Here is a 22,819-nt window from a genome sequence, read left to right on the forward strand (position 1 = left end):
TATTGCTACCCGGCGTCAATGTTGCAGTCCAGGTGATGCCGCCGTCGCTACTGCTCAAACCACTTAAAGCACCATTTGCAACAGTCAAGTCAGCCAGGGTAAAACCGGTTACCGCTTCGTTAAAGGTAATCGTCACCAGCGAAGTTTCACCAATGGCCAGAGCGGTATCAGCAACTACGATACTGGCGGTCGGACGCTGTGTATCAATGGCATAATTGTTGGAATTGGTTGTGCCTGTGCCGGCATTGCCTGCCAAGTCACTGACGCCAGCGTTGTTCAGCGTGATCACATTAGTAGCGTCAGTAATGTTGCTACCCGGCGTCAACGTCGCGGTCCAGGTAATACCGCCGTCGCTACTGCTAACAGGGCTTAAAGTACCGTTAGCAATCGTCAGGTCTGCATTGGTAAACCCTGTCACCGCTTCACTAAAAGTGAAGGTAACCAAAGATGTTTCACCTATACGTAATGCAGTGTCAGCCACCACTATAGTCACAGTAGGCGCTACATTATCTGTCACAACGATGGTAAATACTTTCTCGAAAGTGAGGTTACCACTACCACTGTCTGTGGTGCGGACCCTGACAGAGCGGTTACCTGCGGCAATAGCAGCGGGGTTTGTGGCTCTGAGCTGATTACCGCTGATATTGAATAAGGCATTGTCCGTGCTGCCTGCTCCAGCAACCAGAGTATAGGTATGGCTATCACCACCATCAGCATCGGTAGAACTTAAAGTGCCGACTACAGTATTCGCAGCAGCACTTTGGTTCAGAGTATTGGCAGACAGAGAGATATCGGTGGGAGCGTTATTCGCAGGAGCTGCGCTGGTACAGGTTATGTCAACAAAAAGTGTATTGGGTACCAGTGTCAGTTGAGCAGATATCTGCAGTGGACCATTAGCAAGAATCTGAGCCCCAGTGATCTGTGTCGCTGGACCACCAGTCACCCAACTTTGATTGAAACTCCAATGATATGCATACTCTTGCTCAGCGGCTAAGTCCCACCCTATTCCGAACTCAAAGTCGCCACTAGCCGCAGCGGTACCAAAAATAGAAAATACAATTGTATCGCTCGCTAAAAAATCAGCTGCAGAATAGGAAGTAAACTCAGCCACCCAGCTAGTTGACACAGCTCTGTTATCCCAATGCGCATTCACAGCAGCACAACCAGCCGATTCAGCCTTTGCCGCCGCACTGGCCAGCGACAAAACCAACAACATAGCAGGATACAGGAGTTTGAGCGAAGTGTTAAATATTGAGTTTTTAGGGCGGGCACTCATGATGCAATCCTTGTTTGAGCAACAGCTATTAATTATTCCATCTGCCTGAGCAGAAAAACAGAAATGGTTAGATATCACAGGATGTCGGTCAGCTCTCTACGCTGGTAATTCACAACCCGACAGCACAACGACATCATTCATTTAATCAATATTTTCATTAAACTTAAGAATGACTATAGTTTTGCCGCTGTCAAGGCTAAATATACAAATACAGGAACAAAAGCCGGTACAGCCTTTGCGCACTATTCATACAACAAACCCAATTACCTTGATACACTTGGTATTGTAAATGCTGCTAAGTTAGTTTCGCCCAGCCTATAGCCTTGATGAGTGATTTTACTTTTTTGATTGTACAGCGATATTGATGCGCAATGATTTCTGGGCGATGTGGCTAATGCACATTGATAGTGTCCAAAGCTTGCCCGCTAAAAATGCTAGTGATAGACAGTAAAATAGAGCAGCAGCATAGGATACTGATGCTCTAAGCAGAAATAACAACAGCCTTAAACTTTCTTCACCCAGGCCGCACACCATCCTTCAGAGGCAACTAACTTACCTGGGAAGATTGCGCATGGACGCCATTCCTGACCATCTTCACCTTGGATCAGATTACAGTTAGCGCAATTTTGGCCTTCTTTCTCTGATTTATGGGTGTATTTCATGGCGGCAGCCAAAGGATCGTCCAGCTTAATTTGCTCGGCGGCAAAAGCGCGTAAGCTGATACCACCAGCGGTTAACCCTATTACTGCACCGGCAGAAATCTTAAAAAAACTACGTCTATTTATATTATTCATTGTGTATCTCCTGCATTGTTGCCATTTATAATACTTAAGATCAGTCGTTGCGGATTTGATAAGCATCAAGTTTAGTTTTATCTGTGCGACTATCGCGACTGACTAAACTACACTCAGGCGTCTCCAGTGTACGCTAAATAGCTCCGTATTGCTGCAGAGCTGGTGCGACAAAATGTCGCACTAGTCTGTTTACTGCTGGTTGCTGATGCTTTTTTTTCGTTGCTTTAACCAAAGTCACTAGTCAGCCAGGTGAATACTGCGGTATCTTTATTCTTATATTTTAATTAAAGCTTGTAATTATTATGCAGAATAATGCCGCACTCATTACCAACGATGCCGTAGTACTGGGCATATTGGCTGTGATACTTGGCCTGGTGTTTTATACCAGCCAAAGCCAACACCGTTACTGTAAAGCCTTTTACCGCTATGTCCCTGCTCTGCTACTTTGCTACTTTATCCCGTCACTCTTTAACAGCTTTGGCATTATTGATGGCGAGAACTCTGCACTTTATAAAATGGCATCACGCTACTTACTACCGGCAAGCCTGGTATTGTTAACACTCAGTGTTGATTTTAAGGCGATCTTAGGTTTAGGCCCTAAAGCGTTAATTATGTTTTTTACCGGTACTTTAGGTATTGTGATTGGCGGACCTTTAGCGCTATTGATGTTGGGTACACTTTACCCTGACGCCTTAGGTGGTGATATCTGGCGCGGTATGACTACCATTGCCGGCAGTTGGATTGGCGGAGGTGCTAATCAGGCAGCGATGAAAGAAGTCTTTGAGGTAGATGGCAGTATCTTCTCGGTAATGATTACAGTCGATGTGATAGTCGCCAATATTTGGATGGCGGTACTACTATTAATGGCCAGCCGAGCCGATTATTTTGATAAGAAAACCGGGGCGGATACCCGGGCAATTCGCCATTTACAAGAAAAAGTTGCTCAGTATCAGGCCGAGCATGCCCGCATTCCGCAACTTACAGACTTGATGCTGATTATTGCTGTTGCCTTCGGAGTTACTGGCTTTTCGCATCTGCTTGCGGATCTGATTTCCCCCTGGATTGAACGTGAAGCACCTCAGTTAGCCTTGTATAGCCTTACCAGCAAATTCTTTTGGCTAGTGGTAGTGGCAACCACGCTAGGTTTAATCTTATCCACTACCCGCGCCCATAAGCTGGAAGCAGTGGGCGCCTCTAAAGTAGGCACGCTGTTTCTATATATCCTGGTGGCCACTATCGGCTTACAAATGGATGTGGCTGCTATTCTGGATTATCCGCTAATGTTTGTGGTAGGTATTGTTTGGATGGCCTTTCATGCTGGCTTGATGTTGTTTGTGGCTAAGCTGATTAAAGCACCGTTGTTTTATATGGCGGTAGCCAGCCAGGCAAATGTTGGCGGTGCCGCTTCTGCGCCTGTGGTCGCAGCCGCTTTTAACCCGGCATTGGCGCCTGTTGGTGTTTTGCTGGCGGTACTAGGTTACGGCGTTGGTACCTATGGTGCCTGGCTCTGCGGCATTTTCTTACAGCAAGTTGCTCCCTGAGTAAGAGATTATCCTAGTCATTCACAAACAAAAACCCCGGTACCATGACCGGGGGTTTTGATGACTCGCTTTTAACAGTGACTGATCTTAACCGCGACTGGCGCGCTTACGATCGTTTTCTGTTAAATGACGCTTACGAATACGAATAGACTTAGGTGTTACTTCTACCAGCTCGTCATCATCAATAAACTCTAAGGCTTGCTCAAGAGTATAACGAATTGGCGGCACCAGGTTAATCGCTTCATCAGTACCAGAGGCACGAACGTTAGTCAGTTGTTTACCTTTTAAGCAGTTAACGGTTAAGTCGTTACTACGGCTGTGAATACCGATAACCTGGCCTTCATACACTTCTTCGGCATGACCGATAAACATGCGGCCGCGCTCTTGCAAAGAGAAGATCGCGTAACCGGCAGCTTTACCCATGGCATTGGAAATTAATACGCCATTAGTACGTTGGCCGATAGTACCACCTTTATGATCACCATAATGTGAGAAGCTGTTGTACATCAAGCCTGTACCTGAAGTTAAGGTCATAAACTCAGTACGGAAACCAATTAAACCACGGCTTGGCATTAAGAAGTCCATACGGATACGACCTTTACCATCTGGCTGCATATCGGTCATTTCGGCTTTACGCTCGCCCATCTTTTCCATGATGGCACCTTGATGCTGCTCTTCAACGTCAATAGTGACGTTTTCCAGCGGCTCCATTTTCACGCCATCGACCACTTTCATGATCACTTCTGGACGAGAAACGGCTAATTCAAAACCTTCACGACGCATATTTTCAATTAATACGCCTAAGTGTAATTCACCACGGCCAGATACTTTGAACTTGTCACCATCTTCGGTTTCTTGCACGCGTAGCGCTACGTTGTGTTTCAGCTCGTTAGTTAAACGCTCTAAAATCTGACGTGAAGTAACAAACTTACCTTCTTTACCGGCGAACGGTGAGGTATTAACTTGGAAGGTCATGGTAACTGTTGGCTCATCTACTTGCAGTGCCGGTAAGGCTTCTACTTTCGTCGTTGAACAGATAGTATCAGAGATCTTCAGCTCACCTAAGCCAGTGAAAGCGACGATATCACCGGCGGAGGCTTCTGGTGTTTCAATACGCTCTAAGCCCAGGTAACCAAATACCTGACCTACTTTACCATTCCGCTTGCTGCCGTCAGCACCAATAATGGTTACTTGCTGGTTAGCTTTTAGTGAGCCGCGCTTAATACGACCAATACCGATAATGCCTAAATAGCTTGAGTAATCCAGTTGCGATACCTGTAACTGAGTTTCGCCATCCACTTCAACTGTAGGAGGCGCTACATAGTCAACAATCGCTTTAAATAAGTCGCTGATATCGTCTTTTTTCACATCAGCTTCTAACGAAGCCCAACCATTTAAGCCTGACGCATAAACGATAGGGAAGTCTAATTGCTCGTCAGTAGCACCTAAGTTGTCGAATAAATCGAACACCTGATCGATAACCCAGTTAACCCGCGCACCTGGCTTGTCTACTTTATTGATAACAACAATAGGCTTTAAACCGTGAGAAAACGCTTTTTGAGTTACAAAACGCGTTTGCGGCATAGGGCCTTCCACGGCATCAACTAATAGCAGCACCGAGTCAGCCATAGACAATACCCGCTCTACTTCACCACCAAAGTCGGCGTGACCAGGGGTGTCCAGAATGTTGATCTGATAGCCATTCCAACGCACTGACGTATTCTTCGCCAGGATAGTAATACCCCGCTCAGACTCTTGGGCATTCGAGTCCATTACCCGCTCTTGCAGCTTGGCACGCGAGTCAAAAGTACCAGATTGTTGTAATAGTCTATCAACCATGGTTGTTTTGCCGTGGTCAACGTGGGCAATGATTGCGATATTACGCAGTTTGTCTAAAGATGAAGCAGTGACGCTCATGTAAATGTTTCCTCTGTGGCACTAGATGACCATAATGACCACCAGGCTAACGCGATTTTAAAACTAAAGGGCGCATATTCTACTCTTTTTTTTCAGCGAAAGAAAAATTCCGTGCAACCTTTTGCAGTTTTTTTTTCAACAGCAACCTTTTGCGCTACACTCAGTACCATCGCACCAAGCACCATTTAGATGCAGCGATGCACCAAAATGATGCACAGCCACATATTAACAAGGAAAGAAAAAACACAAAACCATAAATTACAACAACTTAACATGTTGGCATATAACTCGCATTTAATAGGGCAACCAACCGGATAAATGCTCAAATTGGGTCACTTGGAGGAATGCATGTCTGTAGAAAACGTTCTTAAACTTATCAAAGAAAACGATGTGAAGTTTGTTGATTTACGCTTTACTGATACAAAAGGTAAAGAGCAGCACGTGAGTGTACCTGTTAGCCAAATCTCTGAAGATACCTTCGAAGACGGTAAAATGTTCGACGGTTCTTCTATTACTGGCTGGAAAGGCATCAACGATTCCGACATGATCTTACTACCAGACGCATCAAGCGCAGTACTAGATCCATTCTTCGAAGAAACAACGTTAAATATTACCTGTGATGTTATCGAGCCGAGCACTATGCAAGGTTACGATCGCGATCCACGTTCTATCGCTAAACGCGCAGAAGAATACTTAAAATCAACCGGCATTGCCGACACGGTATTGTTTGGCCCAGAGCCAGAATTCTTTATGTTTGACGATGTGCGGTTCCATACCGACATGTCAGGCTCATTCTTCAAGTTAAATTCAACTGAAGCCGCTTGGAACTCTGGCACCTCGTATGAAGAAGGTAACAAAGGTCACCGTCCTGGCGTGAAAGGCGGTTACTTCCCATTACCACCAGTAGATTCAGGCCACGATATCCGTAGCGCCATGTGTATGGTACTGGAAGAAATGGGCCAGGTAGTGGAAGCGCACCACCATGAGGTTGCTACTGCCGGTCAAAACGAAATTGCGACCCGCTTTAATACCCTAACCAAAAAAGCCGATGAAATTCAGCAAATGAAATACGTTATTCATAACGTAGCCCATATGTATGGCAAAACCGTAACCTTTATGCCAAAACCTTTGGTTGGCGATAACGGCTCAGGTATGCACTGCCACCAGTCACTGGCCAAAGATGGTGTAAACCTGTTTGCTGGTGATAAGTATGCGGGTTTATCAGAACTGGCTCTGTACTATATCGGCGGTATTATTAAGCATGCGAAAGCCTTAAACGCCTTTACTAACCCATCAACTAACTCATACAAGCGTTTAGTACCGCACTTTGAAGCACCGGTAATGCTGGCTTACTCTGCCCGTAACCGCTCTGCCTCTATCCGTATCCCATTGGTGCCAAGCGCTAAAGCGCGTCGTATCGAGTGCCGCTTCCCGGATCCAGCAGCGAACCCGTACTTGGCTTTCACTGCCCAGTTAATGGCGGGTATTGATGGTATTCAGAACAAGATCCACCCTGGCGATGCCATGGACAAAGACTTGTACGATCTGCCAGCAGAAGAAGCTGCCGGTATCCCTCAGGTAGCCACGTCTCTTGATGAAGCGTTAAATGAGCTTGAGAAAAACCGCGCTATTTTCACCAAGGGCGGCGTAATGTCAGATGGTATGATTGATGCCTATATTGCCATTAAACGTGCAGAGGCGCGTAAAGTGTCAATGGCCGTTCATCCATTAGAGTTTGAGCTATACTATAGCGTCTAACTCGAGTGCGTTTTGTGAATCACAATACCTAGACAAATAATACTTTTATACTAAAAACAAAAGCTCACTTCGGTGAGCTTTTTTTGTAGAAAGTTTGATAATTACCAGCTAAAGTTAAGAAAATGTCAGGATGACCTAATTGAGGATTGACTAGCTGATGAGATCGTTCTGGCTGTTATTAATATTACTAGTGTTATTTTTAATGCCAGCACCAGCCACGGCGCAGGAAAAAAAGATTTACGTTAGTCGAGACGCCAACGGTGTTCTCATTTTTTCAGATACTCCGGCACCTGGTGCTGAAGAAGTCAGTTTTACTGTGCGTCCAAACCTAATGGAAGCCACTGAGGTTCGCTTCCCCGAAAAAAAAGCCGCTCCACCTGAAGCCTATCAAGTTGAGATTATGCAACCAGAAAATCAAGGTACAGTCCGTGATAACACAGGGTCAGTTTATATTTCAGGCCGGATAACCCCTCGCTTTCAACGTGGCTTTAGAGTGCGGCTTTTACTGAATGGTCTTCCTCAAGGCGAACCACAAAACAGTGCGACCTTCGTGTTGCGTGATATTGATCGGGGCGAGCATAACATTCAACTTGAACTACTTGATCAAAACGGCAAGCTAATTGCAACAAGTCCAATAACTACCTTCTATTTACATAGAGCCAGCTTAATTAGACCAAATTAGTGCATAGCAAGTGAATTCTGGCGAGCGCCACGATACACTTTCTTTTTTTTGCACCAATTTGGTGCAAGAGGAAAGGTTATGCCACAGGACTCATTTAGCAATACCTTAGTTGATCAGTTGACCACGGCAGTGCTGTTATTAAATCAACAGTTAAAGGTTTGCTATTTTAATACTGCCAGTTGTGCCGTGTTGGGATTGGGAGAGAAACGTCTTAGCCAACAATATTTCCCTGGTCTATTTCAACATCTGGATTTAAAAGCCAGCCATTTACACAATGCCTTAGAGAGTCGCCAGGCCTTCAGTGTTAGTGACGTCCAAGCGGTTCTGGTCGATGGCAGGCATTTATTGATGGATATTGCTGTTACCGTAGTAGTAGAACAACAGCCTGCACAATTACTACTGGAACTACGCCAGGTCGATCAGCAGCGCAAAATCAGTATGGAAAGCCTTCAGCAACACCAGCATCTAGCTGCCCGTGAGCTGATCCGCGGCTTAGCACACGAAATTAAAAACCCTTTGGGTGGACTACGTGGCGCAGCGCAGTTGTTAGAAGAGTCTTTAGATGACGAGCAAAAAGAATATACGCAGCTCATTATTGCTCAAGCTGACCGCTTGCGAAATTTGGTTGACCGGCTCCTTGGGCCCTACCGCCCACCACAATTACTTCTCAGTAATCTACATCAAGTGGCAGAGCAAGTTTTACAATTGGCGCAAATGGACAACCCGGCACAAATCTATTTTCAGCGTGATTACGATCCGAGCATCCCAGTTTTTCTGTTTGATCCCGAATTACTAGAACAAGCACTGTTAAATATAGTACGCAACGCGCAGCAAGCGCTGATCAATGGTGGCCAGATTTGTTTGCAAAGTCGCATTCTGCATCAACATACCTTGCATGGTAAAAGATACAAACTTGTTGCTTGCATCAAGGTGATTGATAACGGCCCTGGGATCCCCACCGCAATTCGAGATACCTTATTTTATCCGATGGTCAGCGGCAAAGCCGGTGGCACAGGTTTGGGATTGTCTATTGCACAGACTTTAATTCACCAACAACGCGGTTGGATTGATTGTGAAAGCTGGCCAGGTCACACTGCCTTTATGATTTATCTGCCAATTTCCGACTGTGAGGAAGATCTATGAACCAATTTGTCTGGATAATTGATGATGACAATTCGATCCGCTGGGTGCTGGAAAAAGCCCTTAGCCGAACCGATATCCAATGTGAGAGCTTTGCCTCAGCCGATCTGATGTTACAACGATTAGAGTATGAGCAACCCGCTGTAGTCGTATCGGATATTAGGATGCCAGGTACGGATGGTATGGCATTGTTAACCAAACTACAGCAACTTAGCCCTGACTTACCCGTCATTATTATGACCGCACATTCGGATTTAGATAGTGCCGTCAATGCCTTTAAACGGGGAGCCTTTGAATACCTCCCAAAGCCCTTCGACGTTAACGACGCAGTGTCGCTGATCAGCCGTGCGTTAGAGCACAGTAAGAATCAGCTGGCAAAACATCAACCCGCACCTCAAGCGCTTAACCCGGAGATTATTGGTGAAGCACCCGCGATGCAGGAGGTATTTAGGGCTATAGGTCGTTTAGCCCGCTCAAGCATCAGTGTGCTAATTAATGGTCAGTCTGGTACCGGTAAAGAGTTAGTTGCACGCGCTTTACATAAACATAGTCCTCGCTCTGAGCAACCCTTTATAGCGTTAAACATGGCGGCAATTCCTAAGGATTTGATTGAGTCTGAACTCTTTGGTCATGAAAAGGGCGCCTTTACCGGTGCTAATACACTGCGCAAAGGTCGTTTTGAACAAGCGGATGGCGGCACACTATTTTTAGATGAAATTGGCGATATGCCGCTTGATGTGCAAACCCGCCTACTCAGAGTTTTGGCCGACGGCCAGTTTTATCGTGTCGGTGGCCACCAGGCCGTAAGTGTAGATGTGCGAATTATTGCCGCAACCCATCAGAACCTTGAGCAGCTATCGCAAGAGGGCAAGTTTCGCGAGGATTTATTTCATCGCCTTAATGTTATTCGGGTGCATTTACCAACGTTAAAAGATCGCCGTCAGGACATTGCGAAATTAGCGAGGCATTTCTTAATCCAAGCGGCTACTGAGTTAAATGTGGAGGCTAAAACGCTAAGTAAAGAAGCGGAGCAATTTCTCACCCAACTAGATTGGCCCGGTAACGTCCGGCAATTGGAGAATACCTGCCGCTGGCTCACCGTCATGGCTAGTGGCAAACACATTGTGGTGGCGGATATGCCGCCTGAGTTATCCCAACCTACTAAAGTGATCAGCAACATTCCTGCCGACGCCTTTAATGGTAATTGGCAATCTTTATTAGCCATATGGGTGGATGAACGGCTAGCAGCGGGTGAAGATAATATTCTAGCTGAAGCGGCACCTGCGTTTGAGAAGGTGGTGTTAGAGCAAGCGTTACGCTATACCCATGGTCATAAACAAGAAGCGGCCCGCAAACTCGGTTGGGGCCGCAATACATTAACGCGTAAACTAAAAGAGCTCGGGGTCGATTAGCCCCAGATCTTGGCAAAGTGCATCAGCTATCCGCATTTTGCGGTTTGACTCGCCGCTCTTCCTTGGTGCGCTCAAACCGCGCCTTACCGCGTTGACTGTCGAGTTGCTGCCGCTGCTCATCTGTCAGCAGCTGCCGGATCTGATGCTGCAATTGCATAGCTTGCAATTGCCGCTCTAGTTGTCTGGCTTGTTTTTTCTCCAACAGTTCACGAGCACTCGTCATATCAAACTGTGGCGCATCCATCAGTGCTTGCCATGCCTGTCGATCTCTCGACTCTGCGGCGCGCTCCGGCCGATTTTGCCGTTGCGCGACCATTAGCTCTTTGATTGCGGTACGCTGCTCAGAGGTTAGATCTAATCGACTAAAGATTTTTTTATGCATATAAGCTGGGTTATGCTGCTCGTGCGCTTTGAATTTGCGTTCATGTTTCATTTCATCTGCTACAGCAACACCGCTCAATGCAATCAGGGTACTTAAAGTAATTAGTAAGGTTTTCGCTTTCATCGTCTGCTCTCCGCTGTTTTGACACTTACAGCTTAACGCCGCCAATGCAAAGCAACGCAAAGAGCAGGTAAAGATTCTGTAAAGAGCCTGACAGCTAAAAACGGACAGCGTACACTTAAATTAGGTAATAATGAGGAAAGTAGCATGCCAGATACCCCGCCAAAAATTCTTATGATTGATGACGATACTGAACTTTGTCAGCTAGTTTCAGAATATCTGGCGCTCGATGGCTTTACTTTTGAAGCGGTACACGATGGCCAGACCGGTTTAGAGCGGGTGGCAAGTGCAGGAGCAGATCTGATCTTATTAGATGTTATGCTACCAAGACTGGACGGTCTTTCAGTATTAAAAGCTCTGCGTTCTGGTGCCTACTGCCCAGTGTTAATGTTGACGGCTCGTGGTGATGACATTGACCGTATTCTTGGCTTGGAGCTAGGTGCAGATGATTATCTGGCGAAACCCTTTAATCCCCGAGAGTTAGTGGCGCGCATTAAAGCGATCCTACGGCGGGTTGAACTGGCACAGCAAGAACCACAACAGACGGTGACTTTATTGAAAGTTAACGAAGTCGAACTCAATACACAAAATCGCCAGGTAAACTGTTGCGGCAATTTAGTGACTCTTACCGCAACTGAATTTCAGTTACTGGAGTTATTAATGCGACGCGCCGGTGAAGTACTTAGTAAAGAAGAACTTAGTAAAAGCGTGCTTGGCCGCCGTTTACAAATGTATGACCGTAGTTTAGATATGCACATTAGTAATATCCGTAAAAAGTTAGGGGTATTTAGTCCAATAGAAAAAATCCAGACACTGCGTGGTAGTGGGTATTTGTTTTTAACCGGGACAGAGGCATGAAGTTACATTGGCTAAACCCAGTTAACTCACTGGCCGGTCGCATCTTCATTGGGTTTTGGCTGGTATTATTACTTACCGTTACCTTAACACTATTGCTAAGTCGACAATTAATTGAAGATACCGAAATTCGCCGCTTGCCGCCGCCTCTAGTGGCACAAATTCAGCAAGAGGTGAATCAACTGAGCCAAAGTACTTCCGTATCACAGCTACTAGTGCGGCTAAAGCACCCAGAAAACTCCCGCTGGGTAGTGATTGATGTGCAACAAAACACTCTGCTAACCCCCGATGTGCTACCCAGAAATTTTAATAAAAACTGGCTAATTGAGCTAAACCAGCTCAACAGGCCCCGGTTACTGCGTCATAATAATAGCCATCTGGCAGGACCTTTTATGCTGGCTATTGCTGGCGAGCAACTCGCACTCTATCAGCAACGACAACGTCCAGCCCAACCCTGGTGGCGCTTAAGTAGCTTGTCAGAGCCCATCTTAATACTATTGCTACTACTTACCTCTGCCACAGCGAGTTTTATCCTGGCTATTTCGATTTCCAGACCATTACGTGAACTGGTGCAACAAAACCTGCTGTTTGCCGCAGGTAAATTGGATAGCAGAGTGCCTAACTTAGCGCGGCGTAAAGACGAGTTGGGGCAACTGGGCCGTAGCTTTAATACTATGGCCGAACGCATTAGTGCCCTGCTACAAAACCAGCAGCGCTTGATGCGTGATATTTCACACGAGCTAAGGTCGCCACTAGCTCGAGCACAACTGGCTCTTGGCTTAACAGAGCGCCAGCAAGACCTGCAGCAATTGCCCAGACTCAAAAACGAGTTAGAACGACTCGATTTAATGTTAGACGAACTATTAACTTATAGCCGTCTTGATGCTGGTCAATACCAGTTAGAGCTACATGCTTGTGATCTTGTCGCTCTAACTGAAGAGGTGATCAGCATCAATCAATTAGACGCAGACACCAGAGGCCAGCGCATTACTTTACAGGCACCAAGACAAGTATGGCTGGAAGCTGATAGCCGCTTACTGGGCAGAGCTATCGAAAATATTTTACGCAATGCCTTAAAATACAGCCCAGCTAATAGCAAAATCGAATGCATCATTATGGTGCACCAACAGGCGCTCTGCCTTAGTATTCGCGACTATGGTCCGGGCATTCCCACTACGCTACTGGATAATGTTTTTCTGCCGTTTTATCGGGTAAGTGACAGTCGCACTGGTAGCACCGGAGGTACCGGTTTAGGTCTGGCTATAGTAGCGCAAATAATTCGACAGCATCAGGGAGAGGTAGTTGCCATTTTACCTACTGGCGGTGGACTTCAAGTCAATGTTACACTTCCACTGCCATCACTGTCATTTTACACACAACCAGAGCCACTACACTGAACTCATGTCTGAACCCATCTTTCCCACCATTCAGCAACTTTGCGCTGAGTCACAGTTAACCGAACATTGGTCTGAAGTACTGCTCCCCTTTTGGCGACAACTGCAGCATGAACAATTTAGCGGTGTCGCCGGGGTGCCCATTCACTACACCTATTGCCACACTCCTGGAGCAAATCGGGTTTGGGTGATTAGTAGCGGCCGTATAGAGACAGCAATAAAATACACAGAGCTTATCTACGAGCTGAGTCAGGCTGGATATAGTGTTTTTATTTTAGATCATCGTGGCCAAGGTCGGTCCGGCCGCATGCTACACGATACCCAGTTAGGCTATGTCGCCGATTTTCAAGACTATCAGCATGACCTGGTCACCTTTTTACGTGATGTCGTTAAACCGGCAGGGTATCAACAACATATATTATTAGCTCATTCCATGGGGGCAGCCATCGGCGCCGCTTTATTAACGCAGCCTAGATGGCAAGAGTGGCACCAGTTTTTCCATGCCGCTGTGCTATGCTCCCCAATGTTTGGTATCTATACCGGAGTTATCCCCGCGTGGCTGGCAGAGCCCACTGCCCTTTTGTATTGCCGCGTTATCCGCACTTTAGCGCCACAGCAACAGCGTTACTTTCCCAGCCAACTAGCCTACCGCGATAAGCCGTTTCTGGAAAATGAGCTGACGGGCAGTGCTGCACGTTATCAAGCACTTAGAAATTGTTATCAAACGGAACCGCAACTGCAGCTTGGTGGTGTAACGTGCCAATGGTTGCAACAAGCAATTCTTGCTATGCGTGAATTGCAGCGTCATGCCAGACACTGCCAAACACCAATACTGATGCTGCAAAGCACCGAGGATAAAGTAGTCGCCAATAAAGCACAGCAGCGCTGGTTTGCGCAATTGGCCGCTGATTTACCAAAGCAGCTAGTTGCGCTGCCTGGTGCCAGGCATGAAATTCTGATGGAGCAGGATTTCCTGCGTATCGCTGCCTTTTCAGCGATTAACCAATTCCTTAGCCGTTGCTAAACGCCACCGGGGCAACCTAACTGCCGCCAGGCCTCGTAGCTTACAATCGCCACACTATTGGCTAAATTTAAACTACGCGCATCGGGCTGCATCGGAATACGGATTTTTTGCGCTGCTGGCAAAGCGTCTCTGACGCTGTCAGGCAAACCAGAGGTCTCTGAACCAAATAACAAAACATCACCAGCCTGATACTGCACCTGATGGTAAAACTGCTGCCCCTTGGTAGTGACTGCAAAAATACGCCGCCCCTGCATCGCTATAGCAAATTGCTGATAATTGGCATAGCGAGTCACCCGAGCCAAATCATGGTAATCCAGACCGGCCCGACGTAACTTCTTCTCTTCGAAGTCAAAGCCCATAGGCTCAATGATATGCAGCTGGCAACCATTATTTGCCACCAACCGTATAATGTTACCGGTATTGGGTGCGATACGCGGTTCGAACAACGCAACATGAAACATAATAAAAACCTTTAGAAAATACCCGCGCAAATGTACTATTGGCAACGCGACTTGCAAAGCGCTTTGTAGTAAATCACGCCGATATTTTTGCTAAAGCAGCTGTACCCGCAGCTTAAAAGCATCTATAGTCAAAGTTGGTCAGAAATTAGTCAGGAGTAGTTTCGTAATGGCCCAACATTTTGGATTGCTCTTTACCGTGGCGCTATTGTCTGCGCCTCCAGCTTTTGCCAACAGTAAAACCTTTGTTGAGGGCGCTTTCTTATTTACCTCGATCATACTTTGCCTGGTCATATTAGCGCTATCGTTAGCCTTATATAGCTTAGGCAGGAGACAACAAAAGCTGCAACGGTTGCGAGCTAGCTTTAACGAGCTATTGTCTGAAACTCAGGGAGTTATCGCCGTCCTTGACCGTAATTTGAGCCTGCAAAATGGCAGCAGCTCGCTAAAACGCTTTCTAAAACATGAGGAAAGCACCACTGTATCTGCCCCCCTTAATCTGTTTGCTGACGCAACGGCCAATGAATCCATAAACTACAGAATTAAGCATCATCTTCGTACTGATGGCAGTTGGAACGGTACAGCCTGGCTTTATAACGGCCAGAGCAGTGAAGCTTTTCAACTGAGTATCCAGGCTATTCAACCGGACAAACTGCGCGCACCGGTCTACTTACTTTACGGGCAAAACATTAGCCAATTACGCAGAGAAAATGAGCAACAATTGCAACAGCAGCTGCGTGATAGCGATACGTTATTACCTAATAAAAAGCTGTTTGAAGAACATCTCAGCATGACGATACAAAGCTGCGATGATCATTACCCTGCTACCGCGGTGATGTACATTCAGCTCACACCGATATTTCCTGAATACCCCGTAGCAGCGCCACCAGACTTTAACCAGTTAGCGATGCAGGTTGCTATTCGCTTACAGCAAGCATTGCCTTTTAAAGTATTACTTGCGCGTTATCAGCATGATGCGTTCACGGTATTGGTTCCCCCACACCTATGTAATGAAAACAGCACTATTTATGTTAATCAGCTTGCGCACAAAGTTCTTGCTTGCTTCGACCAACAAGAGGCCGACAATCTAAGCCGCGCACTGAACGTGTTTATTGGCATTAGTATCAGCCCAAATGATGGTCTGGATGCTGAATCTATAATAAAAAGCGCAGAAAAAGCCGCAGAAAAAGCCGCAGTACAAGGCAAAAATAGCCTTTGCTTTGCCGATAGCGCCAGTCAATTCCAAGCACCCGATTATCTGGCACTGGAAGCTGAATTGGAGCGCAGTGCTAAACAAGGAGAATTTGAAGTTTACTATCAACCTCAAATGAGTATTAGCAGTAACCGTATCATTGGGTTTGAAGCCCTGCTGCGCTGGCCAAGCCCGTTTCGAGGCATGTTACCACCTCCAACCTTTATGCCTCTGGTTGAAGAAACAGGATTGATTATTCGTCTAGACCGGCTTGTCTTCCGTAAAGCTTGTGAGCAGGTAAAATTATGGCAAAAAGAAGGGCTGATGCGCGGCAGGCTCGCGCTGAATATTTCTAATCAGCAGTTTGAACAAGCTGACTTTCTAAGCTTTATGGCTACCGTGCTGGAGGAGCATGAGGTTAATGCGCACTTATTTGAACTGGAACTACCTGAAAGCATTTTTAACCACCCAACGATTTGGTTACGTGAGCGATTACATAGTTTGGTTAGGATGGGTTTTAAGCTGATACTGGACAATTTTGGCGAGGGCATCGCATCACTGACACAGCTTAGGCAGTATCCTTTACATGGGGTAAAACTGTCATCATCGTTGACAAAGGCGATAGATCAACAGGAACAGCAGCGGAACATTTGTGCAACCTTAATCAGATTAACGGGGTACCTTGAGCTTAATGTGGCCGCAACTAATATTGAAACTGAAAAGCAGGCTTACTTACTACACATCATGGGGTGCGACAGCCAACAAGGCTATCATTTCAGTAAAGCGGTGCCAGCGTCAGAGATTGGTAGACTATTATTACGAGAGGCCAGTTTACTCAAGATCAAAGCTGTAAACGAATAATGGCGCCTATAGCGCCATTATTCGTTAAAACATAACGCAACCTTAGGTTGCTTCATCCTTGCGCTCTCGACCAAGCAGGTCCTGAGCCGCTAAGCGGACATTTTTACCCTGGTAGAGCACCTGAAAGATTTGCTCGCTAATGGGCATCTCTACACCAACTCGCTGTGCTAAGTTAAACACTTCTTTGGCGTTTCGATACCCCTCAACCACCTGACCTATGGTTTGCATTGCCTCGTCGACTGCTTTACCTTGTCCCAACAGCAAACCAAAGCGACGATTCCTTGATTGATTATCGGTACAAGTTAACACCAGATCGCCCAATCCAGCCATCCCCATAAAGGTATCCTTTTGAGCTCCCAGCGCGCACCCCAAACGGCACATCTCGGCTAAACCGCGAGTAATAAGTGCGGTACGGGCATTAGCACCAAAACCAATACCATCGGCCATGCCGGCACCTATGGCGATCACGTTTTTCACTGCACCACCAAGCTGCACGCCAATAAAGTCAGGATTGGTATAAACCCGAAAGCTCTTTGCGCAATGGAGTAAATCAGAAAGCTGCTGAATAAACTCTGGATCCGTTGACGATAACGAAATGGCTGTTGGTAACCCTGCCGCCATCTCTTTAGCAAAAGTAGGCCCGGATAATACAGCCAAAGACACCTGGTTTCCTAAGATGTCCGTTGCCACATCCTGCAATAAACGGCCAGTTTCAGGCTCTAAACCTTTAGTTGCCCACGCTATTCTGGCATTTGTTGCTAATAACGGTTTAAGTTGGTGTAGCGTTTCCGCAAAAGCATGGCTAGGCACCACGACCAAAATGTCACGACTGGCTTGCACTGCTGCAGCCAGGTCTGCCGTTAATTGCAAAGTGGGAGGTAATTTAGTATCAGGTAAATATTTCTGGTTAACACCTTGTTGTTGCATTAAGGCTATCTCAGCCTCATTTCGCCCCCAAAGTGTTATGACATTACCGTTTCTTGCTAAACAAATAGCCAGCGCAGTGCCATAAGACCCTGCGCCTAAAACGGTTATTGCAGATGGCTGCAACATTTATGCGTTCAGCTGCTGAGTTTCGCCCTGACGTTGCTGTAAGTACTGAGCAAACAGCGCGTCAAAATTTACTGGCGCCAGGTTTAACTGTGGGAAAGTACCACGATTAACCAGACTGGACACCGCTTCGCGAGCATACGGGAACAAAATATTCGGGCAAAATGCAGCTAGCATATGCGCCATCTGTGTTTCTTCTAACTGACCGATAGAGAAAATACCTGCCTGTTGCACTTCACATAAAAACGCTGTCTCTTCGCCTACAGTGGTTGTTACCGTTAATGACAAGATGACCTGATAAATATTCTCATCGATTTTTTCACTACGGGTGTCTAAATCTAACTTAACTTCTGGCTTCCACTCTTTCCGAAAAATAGCAGGGGCATTAGGCGCTTCGAAAGAAATATCCTTCACAAAAATACGCTGAATTGCAAATTGTAAACCTTGCTCAGCCTGCTCCGCTGCTACGCCATTTGCTTGTTGTTCTGCCATGATAAATCCTATTTTGAATTATGCTTGTAATAAAGGGTCAAGTTTGCCAGCGGCATCGAGTGCGAGAATATCATCGCAGCCACCCAAGTGTTGCTCATTCACAAAAACCTGTGGCACCGTAGTACGGCCGCCAGCGCGTTTAATCATTTCATCGCGCCGCTCGGGTTGCAAATCAATACGTACTTCCTGATAAGCTACCTGCTTTTCGCGCAGCAAACCAATAGCACGCACACAATAAGGACAATATGCCTTAGTGTAAATAGTGACTTCAGCCATTATTACCTCTTTGTTTTCACTACTGGCAGGCTGGCACCGGTCCATGCCCCCATACCACCTTGTAAAATTGAGACTTTTGTAAAGCCTTGTTTAGCCAAAGACGCTGCCGCTTTGCTGGCACTCATACCCGCCTGACATACTACAATAATGGGAGCATCTTTTTGCTTTTCAAGGCCTGCCAATTTTTGGCTATCAATTTCTGCCTGCTTAATATTTTTCGCATCTGTGATATGACCTTTGCGGAAATCATCTTCGCTACGAATATCCACAACTACCGCATTTTCACGGTTCACCAATAAGGTTAATTGCGTTGGCGAAATAGCTTTAATCGAAGAAAACATCGACTTTAACCAACTACCCACAATCAATAGAAATAATACAACCCAGATCCCACTTAACAAAGGATGGTTGCCGAGAAATTCGATAAATTGACTCATAACTGCCTATTCTCAGATTTAAAATTAAAACAGCGCTGAGTATACCGATTTTGAACCAGATCGACATCTAAAAAAGTAAGCCTATCTACTATAAGCCGCTTACGAAGCACGAATCATTGCTGGAGAAATAACAAAAAAACGGTAAGATACTAACCTCAACCTTTTCAGCTGTTTCTTGCTTACAGACTTGTTTACGGAGATGTTATGAACCAACCGAAAAAACCCCTGGTATTACTTATTCTCGACGGTTGGGGTTATCGCGAGCAAATCGAAAATAATGCCATTGCCCAGGCAAATACCCCGGTGATGGACGCACTATGGCAAGCCTATCCGCACAGCCTAATCTCTGGCTCTGGTTTAGATGTGGGGCTGCCAGAAGGTCAAATGGGTAACTCAGAAGTAGGCCATGTTAATCTGGGGTCGGGCCGGGTCGTTTATCAAGATTTTACCCGCATCACTAAAGCGATTAATGACGGTGACTTCTTTCATAACCCCGTGTTGGTTGATGCGGTTAAAAAAGCAGTGGAGGCGGATAAAGCAGTTCATATTATGGGATTATTGTCACCTGGTGGTGTACATAGCCATGAAGAACATTTACTGGCGATGGTGCAACTGGCTGAACAGCAAGGTGCTACCCGTATTTATCTGCACGCCTTTTTAGACGGTCGCGATACACCGCCACGCAGTGCCGCAAACTCATTAAGCCTCTTTGAACAGCATTTTGCGCAAAGTGGCAAAGGGCAAATTGCCTCTATTATTGGCCGCTATTATGCGATGGACCGGGATAAACGCTGGGATCGGGTACAACAAGCTTATGACTTATTAACCCAAGGTAAAGGTTTCTATCAATATAGCAGCGCCAGTGCCGCTTTAGCGGCTGCCTATGCGCGTGATGAAAATGATGAATTTGTCAAAGCGTCAACGATCTTATCCCCTGAAGGGCAGCCTATCGCCATGGCTGACGGCGATACGCTGATTTTTATGAACTTTAGAGCAGACCGGGCCAGGCAGTTTACCCGCGCCTTTGTTGAACCTGAGTTTAACGGATTCGAACGAAGTGCTCAGCCTAAGTTAAGCAGTTTTATTATGCTGACAGAGTATGCCGCTGATATTAAGGTACCTTGTGCTTACCCACCAGAGAGCCTGAACAATGTGTTGGGTGAATGGCTGGCCAAACATCAAAAAACCCAGTTACGTATTTCAGAAACTGAAAAATATGCCCATGTTACCTTCTTTTTCTCCGGTGGACGTGAAGAGGTGTTTGCAGGTGAAGAGCGTATTTTAATTCCATCACCACAAGTCGCTACCTATGATTTGCAACCTGAAATGAACTCTGCCGAACTCACTGACAAGTTGGTTGCCGCTATTCATAGTGGTAAATTTGATGTGATTATTTGTAACTACCCGAATGGTGATATGGTGGGTCACACGGGCATTATGAGCGCAGCGATTAAGGCTGTTGAAGCCGTTGATCACTGTATTGGCAGAGTTGTTGAAGCATTAAAAGCAGTGGGTGGTGAGTGTTTAATCACCGCAGACCATGGTAATGCAGAAATGATGCAAGACGCCGAATCAGGCCAAGCACACACAGCACATACCAGCGGCCCAGTGCCATTGATCTATGTTGGCCGTCCTGCAACCGTGATTGAAGGCGGCATCTTAAGTGATATTGCACCCACTATGCTGCATTTATTAGGTCTAGCCAAACCTGCAGAAATGAGCGGCAAAGTTTTGATGCAATTGCAATAAATGCGATCTCTGTTAAATTATTACCAACCTGTACATTGGTGCTTAATTGCATTGATGTCAGGTTACTTATTGTTAAATCAGGCATATGCTCAGCAGAAGCCCCCTGCCGAACAAGAACTGCAGCAAGTACAAAGCCAAATTAAAAAAACCGAACAACAACTGCGCCAACAGCGACGCCAGTTACAACAAGCAGAGCAAAAGCTACAACAAGCTGATCAAGCTTTAGCAGATGCGTCATTAAAAGTGCGGCAAACTTCGACTCGTAAGCAACAGTTAGAACAAGAAAGCGCCAAGCTAACCTTGCAGCAGCAACAATTACAGCAACAACTTGCTGAACAACAACAGCTGTTGGCGGCGCAGTTAAAAAGTGCCTATAGCATGGGCCAGCATGACTACTCCCGCCTACTGCTAAACCAACAAGACACCGGTCAATTAGAACGCATTCTTACGTACTATCAATATTTTAATCAGGCCCGTATGCGGCAGCTGGCAAAAATTAATCAAACGGTGCAGGATTTAGAGCTGGTTGTGGCAAAGCTCGCTGAGCAACAACGCTTGCTGCAGCGAGAACTGCAAGCCCTAGAACAACAGCAGCAACAGTTAACTGTAGCTCGGGCAAGTCAACAAGACTCCATTAAGCAATTGCAGGCACTTTTAACTGAGCAAGGTAACCAACTAAGTTATTTACGCCAGAATGAAGGTAGCTTACAAAACACCATTAATGAATTACGACGCCTGGCTGAATTAAGTAAAGACATGGCAGGCTTAGGAGCAGGTAAAGGCAAATATCCCTGGCCCGTAAAAGGACAACTATTACAACGCTTTGGGCAAAATCGTCAAGGCGGTATGCCTGCCAGAGGGATCCTAATTAAAGGAGTTAATGGCAGCAATGTGCAAGCCATCACCGAAGGACGAGTAATTTATGCCGATTGGCTCAAAGGTTATGGCTGGGTGATAGTGTTGGACCATGGCGCAGGTTTTATGTCGTTGTACGGTCATAATCAAACCTTATTAAAACAACCAGGCGACCGAGTTACAGCCGGTGAAGCCATTGCTTTGGTAGGCGCCAGTGGTGGTCAGGCCGATGCTGGCCTCTATTTTGAAATAAGAGAAAAAGGCGAAGCGGTCAACCCTTTGCTTTGGTTAGCTCGCCCCTGAGGTTAACTTGCGGTAAATTACTGCTAAACAGCCAAGGTGTGTTAACAAAAAATCATTAAGGAAAGAGTTGTAGTGCATGTTCGCTTTTTGTTGGCTCTAAGCATATTACTACTGAGTGAGTGGGCAATCGCGACTCCTCGTATTGCTATTATTATCGACGATATCGGCTACCAAAAATCTGATTTGAAAATGGTAGCTTTACCTTATGACTTAACCTTTGCCGTCTTACCTCATACTCCTTACGGTAAACATGCTGCTGAGCTAGCTTTTAACCAACAAAAAGATGTTATTTTGCATATGCCTATGGAAGCCACAAATCAAAATGCTTTGGGCCCGGGCGCATTGACCCATGACATGTCGCGTCAACAAATTCACCGAACCCTGGAGTTAGCCTTAGCCGACATTCCTTACGCGATAGGAATGAATAATCATATGGGGAGTCTTTTCACTGCACAAGACGAACCAATGGCGTGGACCATGGAATACTTACGGCAGCGGCAGCTGTTTTTTATTGATAGCCTGACTACACCTAAAAGTACCGCTAAACACTATGCAGCGCAGCATAACGTGGCAATACTAGCACGCCATATTTTTTTAGATAACGAGCAAAATCAACGAGCAATTGAAAAACAGTTTCAACAGTTACTCAATATCGCCAGACGCCACCAAACTGCTATAGCTATTGGTCATCCCTATCCTGAAACCTATCGTTTTCTGCAGCAACGTTTACCCCAGTTAGCCGCGGAAGGTATTGAGCTGGTAGCCATCTCTTCACTACTACCGGCAAGCCATCAAGTTATAGCCGCCGGTTTCACTGAACCCGCCATCCAATTAACCCAAGACTAGACACC

The 22,819-nt window shown here is 46.1% G+C and carries 21 protein-coding genes; 12 read left to right on the top strand and 9 right to left on the bottom strand.

Annotation, left to right across the window (positions count from 1 at the left end):
- Both IE163_RS17855 and IE163_RS15635 read right to left on the bottom strand, forming a co-directional pair.
- On the bottom strand, positions 1-1,216 hold a 1,216-nt coding region (locus tag IE163_RS17855), incomplete at its 3' end, for an Ig-like domain-containing protein (protein WP_229833604.1).
- Between the two features lie 563 nt (positions 1,217-1,779).
- The gene (locus tag IE163_RS15635; RefSeq protein WP_189433935.1) at positions 1,780-2,070 is read right to left on the bottom strand and encodes a high-potential iron-sulfur protein; all 291 of its coding nucleotides are present in this window, start codon (positions 2,068-2,070) and stop codon (positions 1,780-1,782) included.
- Between the two features lie 302 nt (positions 2,071-2,372).
- Here IE163_RS15635 and IE163_RS15640 point away from each other — a divergent pair, with 302 nt between their 5' ends.
- Positions 2,373-3,611, top strand: a complete 1,239-nt coding sequence (locus IE163_RS15640) for a DUF819 family protein (protein ID WP_189433936.1) — start codon at positions 2,373-2,375, stop codon at positions 3,609-3,611.
- Between the two features lie 87 nt (positions 3,612-3,698).
- Here IE163_RS15640 and typA read toward each other — a convergent pair whose 3' ends face one another.
- On the bottom strand, positions 3,699-5,528 hold the full coding sequence (typA, locus tag IE163_RS15645) for a translational GTPase TypA (RefSeq protein WP_189433937.1): 1,830 nt from the start codon (positions 5,526-5,528) through the stop codon (positions 3,699-3,701).
- Between the two features lie 348 nt (positions 5,529-5,876).
- Here typA and glnA point away from each other — a divergent pair, with 348 nt between their 5' ends.
- The 4 genes from glnA to glnG all read left to right on the top strand — a co-directional run bounded on the left by glnA (position 5,877) and on the right by glnG (position 10,520).
- On the top strand, positions 5,877-7,286 hold the full coding sequence (glnA, locus tag IE163_RS15650; protein WP_189433938.1) for a glutamate--ammonia ligase: 1,410 nt from the start codon (positions 5,877-5,879) through the stop codon (positions 7,284-7,286).
- 157 nt (positions 7,287-7,443) lie between these two features.
- Positions 7,444-7,968 (top strand): DUF4124 domain-containing protein, encoded by a 525-nt coding sequence (locus IE163_RS15655; RefSeq protein ID WP_189433939.1) that lies wholly within the window; start codon positions 7,444-7,446, stop codon positions 7,966-7,968.
- 78 nt (positions 7,969-8,046) lie between these two features.
- A complete protein-coding gene (gene glnL / locus IE163_RS15660; RefSeq protein WP_189433940.1) occupies positions 8,047-9,111 on the top strand; it encodes a nitrogen regulation protein NR(II) in 1,065 nt (354 codons plus the stop codon).
- On the top strand, positions 9,108-10,520 hold the full coding sequence (glnG, locus tag IE163_RS15665; RefSeq protein ID WP_189433941.1) for a nitrogen regulation protein NR(I): 1,413 nt from the start codon (positions 9,108-9,110) through the stop codon (positions 10,518-10,520). Before glnL ends, glnG begins: the two co-directional genes overlap by 4 nt.
- 22 nt (positions 10,521-10,542) lie before the next feature.
- On the opposite strand, the gene IE163_RS15670 is transcribed toward glnG, so the two are convergent.
- Positions 10,543-11,025 carry a Spy/CpxP family protein refolding chaperone gene (locus IE163_RS15670; RefSeq protein WP_189433942.1) on the bottom strand — a complete coding sequence of 161 codons (483 nt, stop codon included), beginning with the start codon at positions 11,023-11,025 and terminating at the stop codon, positions 10,543-10,545.
- A 144-nt stretch (positions 11,026-11,169) separates the two neighbouring features.
- Here IE163_RS15670 and IE163_RS15675 point away from each other — a divergent pair, with 144 nt between their 5' ends.
- The 3 genes from IE163_RS15675 to IE163_RS15685 are packed head-to-tail and all read left to right on the top strand — an operon-like array spanning position 11,170 to position 14,295.
- Positions 11,170-11,880 (top strand): response regulator transcription factor, encoded by a 711-nt coding sequence (locus tag IE163_RS15675; protein ID WP_189433943.1) that lies wholly within the window; start codon positions 11,170-11,172, stop codon positions 11,878-11,880.
- Complete coding sequence (locus tag IE163_RS15680; RefSeq protein ID WP_189433944.1) at positions 11,877-13,274, top strand: ATP-binding protein; 1,398 nt, start codon at positions 11,877-11,879, stop codon at positions 13,272-13,274. The genes IE163_RS15675 and IE163_RS15680 overlap by 4 nt, the downstream gene beginning before the upstream one ends.
- 4 nt (positions 13,275-13,278) lie before the next feature.
- On the top strand, positions 13,279-14,295 hold the full coding sequence (locus tag IE163_RS15685) for an alpha/beta fold hydrolase (protein WP_189433945.1): 1,017 nt from the start codon (positions 13,279-13,281) through the stop codon (positions 14,293-14,295).
- Here the strand turns inward: IE163_RS15685 and IE163_RS15690 are convergent.
- Positions 14,292-14,756, bottom strand: coding sequence for a tRNA (cytidine(34)-2'-O)-methyltransferase (locus IE163_RS15690; RefSeq protein ID WP_189433946.1), 465 nt, complete (start codon positions 14,754-14,756; stop codon positions 14,292-14,294). The two genes, IE163_RS15685 and IE163_RS15690, sit on opposite strands and share 4 nt — an antisense overlap.
- A gap of 166 nt (positions 14,757-14,922) precedes the next feature.
- On the opposite strand from IE163_RS15690, the gene IE163_RS15695 reads away from it, so the two are divergent.
- A complete protein-coding gene (locus IE163_RS15695; RefSeq protein WP_189433947.1) occupies positions 14,923-16,806 on the top strand; it encodes a putative bifunctional diguanylate cyclase/phosphodiesterase in 1,884 nt (627 codons plus the stop codon).
- Positions 16,807-16,848: 42 nt separating this feature from the next.
- Here IE163_RS15695 and gpsA read toward each other — a convergent pair whose 3' ends face one another.
- The 4 genes from gpsA to IE163_RS15715 are packed head-to-tail and all read right to left on the bottom strand — an operon-like array spanning position 16,849 to position 19,061.
- Entirely contained in the window at positions 16,849-17,859 is a 1,011-nt protein-coding gene (gene gpsA / locus IE163_RS15700) for an NAD(P)H-dependent glycerol-3-phosphate dehydrogenase (protein WP_189433948.1), read from the bottom strand.
- Positions 17,860-18,348, bottom strand: coding sequence for a protein-export chaperone SecB (secB, locus tag IE163_RS15705; protein WP_189433949.1), 489 nt, complete (start codon positions 18,346-18,348; stop codon positions 17,860-17,862).
- Positions 18,349-18,366: 18 nt separating this feature from the next.
- On the bottom strand, positions 18,367-18,624 hold the full coding sequence (grxC, locus tag IE163_RS15710) for a glutaredoxin 3 (RefSeq protein ID WP_189433950.1): 258 nt from the start codon (positions 18,622-18,624) through the stop codon (positions 18,367-18,369).
- A gap of 2 nt (positions 18,625-18,626) precedes the next feature.
- Entirely contained in the window at positions 18,627-19,061 is a 435-nt protein-coding gene (locus IE163_RS15715) for a rhodanese-like domain-containing protein (RefSeq protein WP_189433951.1), read from the bottom strand.
- A 204-nt stretch (positions 19,062-19,265) separates the two neighbouring features.
- On the opposite strand from IE163_RS15715, the gene gpmM reads away from it, so the two are divergent.
- From gpmM to IE163_RS15730, 3 genes are all read left to right on the top strand, one after another.
- A complete protein-coding gene (gpmM, locus tag IE163_RS15720; RefSeq protein WP_189433952.1) occupies positions 19,266-20,810 on the top strand; it encodes a 2,3-bisphosphoglycerate-independent phosphoglycerate mutase in 1,545 nt (514 codons plus the stop codon).
- Positions 20,811-21,968 (top strand): murein hydrolase activator EnvC family protein, encoded by a 1,158-nt coding sequence (locus IE163_RS15725; protein ID WP_229833605.1) that lies wholly within the window; start codon positions 20,811-20,813, stop codon positions 21,966-21,968.
- Positions 21,969-22,040: 72 nt separating this feature from the next.
- Complete coding sequence (locus IE163_RS15730) at positions 22,041-22,814, top strand: divergent polysaccharide deacetylase family protein (protein WP_189433953.1); 774 nt, start codon at positions 22,041-22,043, stop codon at positions 22,812-22,814.
- Positions 22,815-22,819 lie beyond the last annotated feature (5 nt).

The organism is Alishewanella longhuensis, assembly GCF_014653435.1.
In the GTDB taxonomy this organism is placed as follows: Bacteria; Pseudomonadota; Gammaproteobacteria; order Enterobacterales; family Alteromonadaceae; genus Alishewanella; species Alishewanella longhuensis.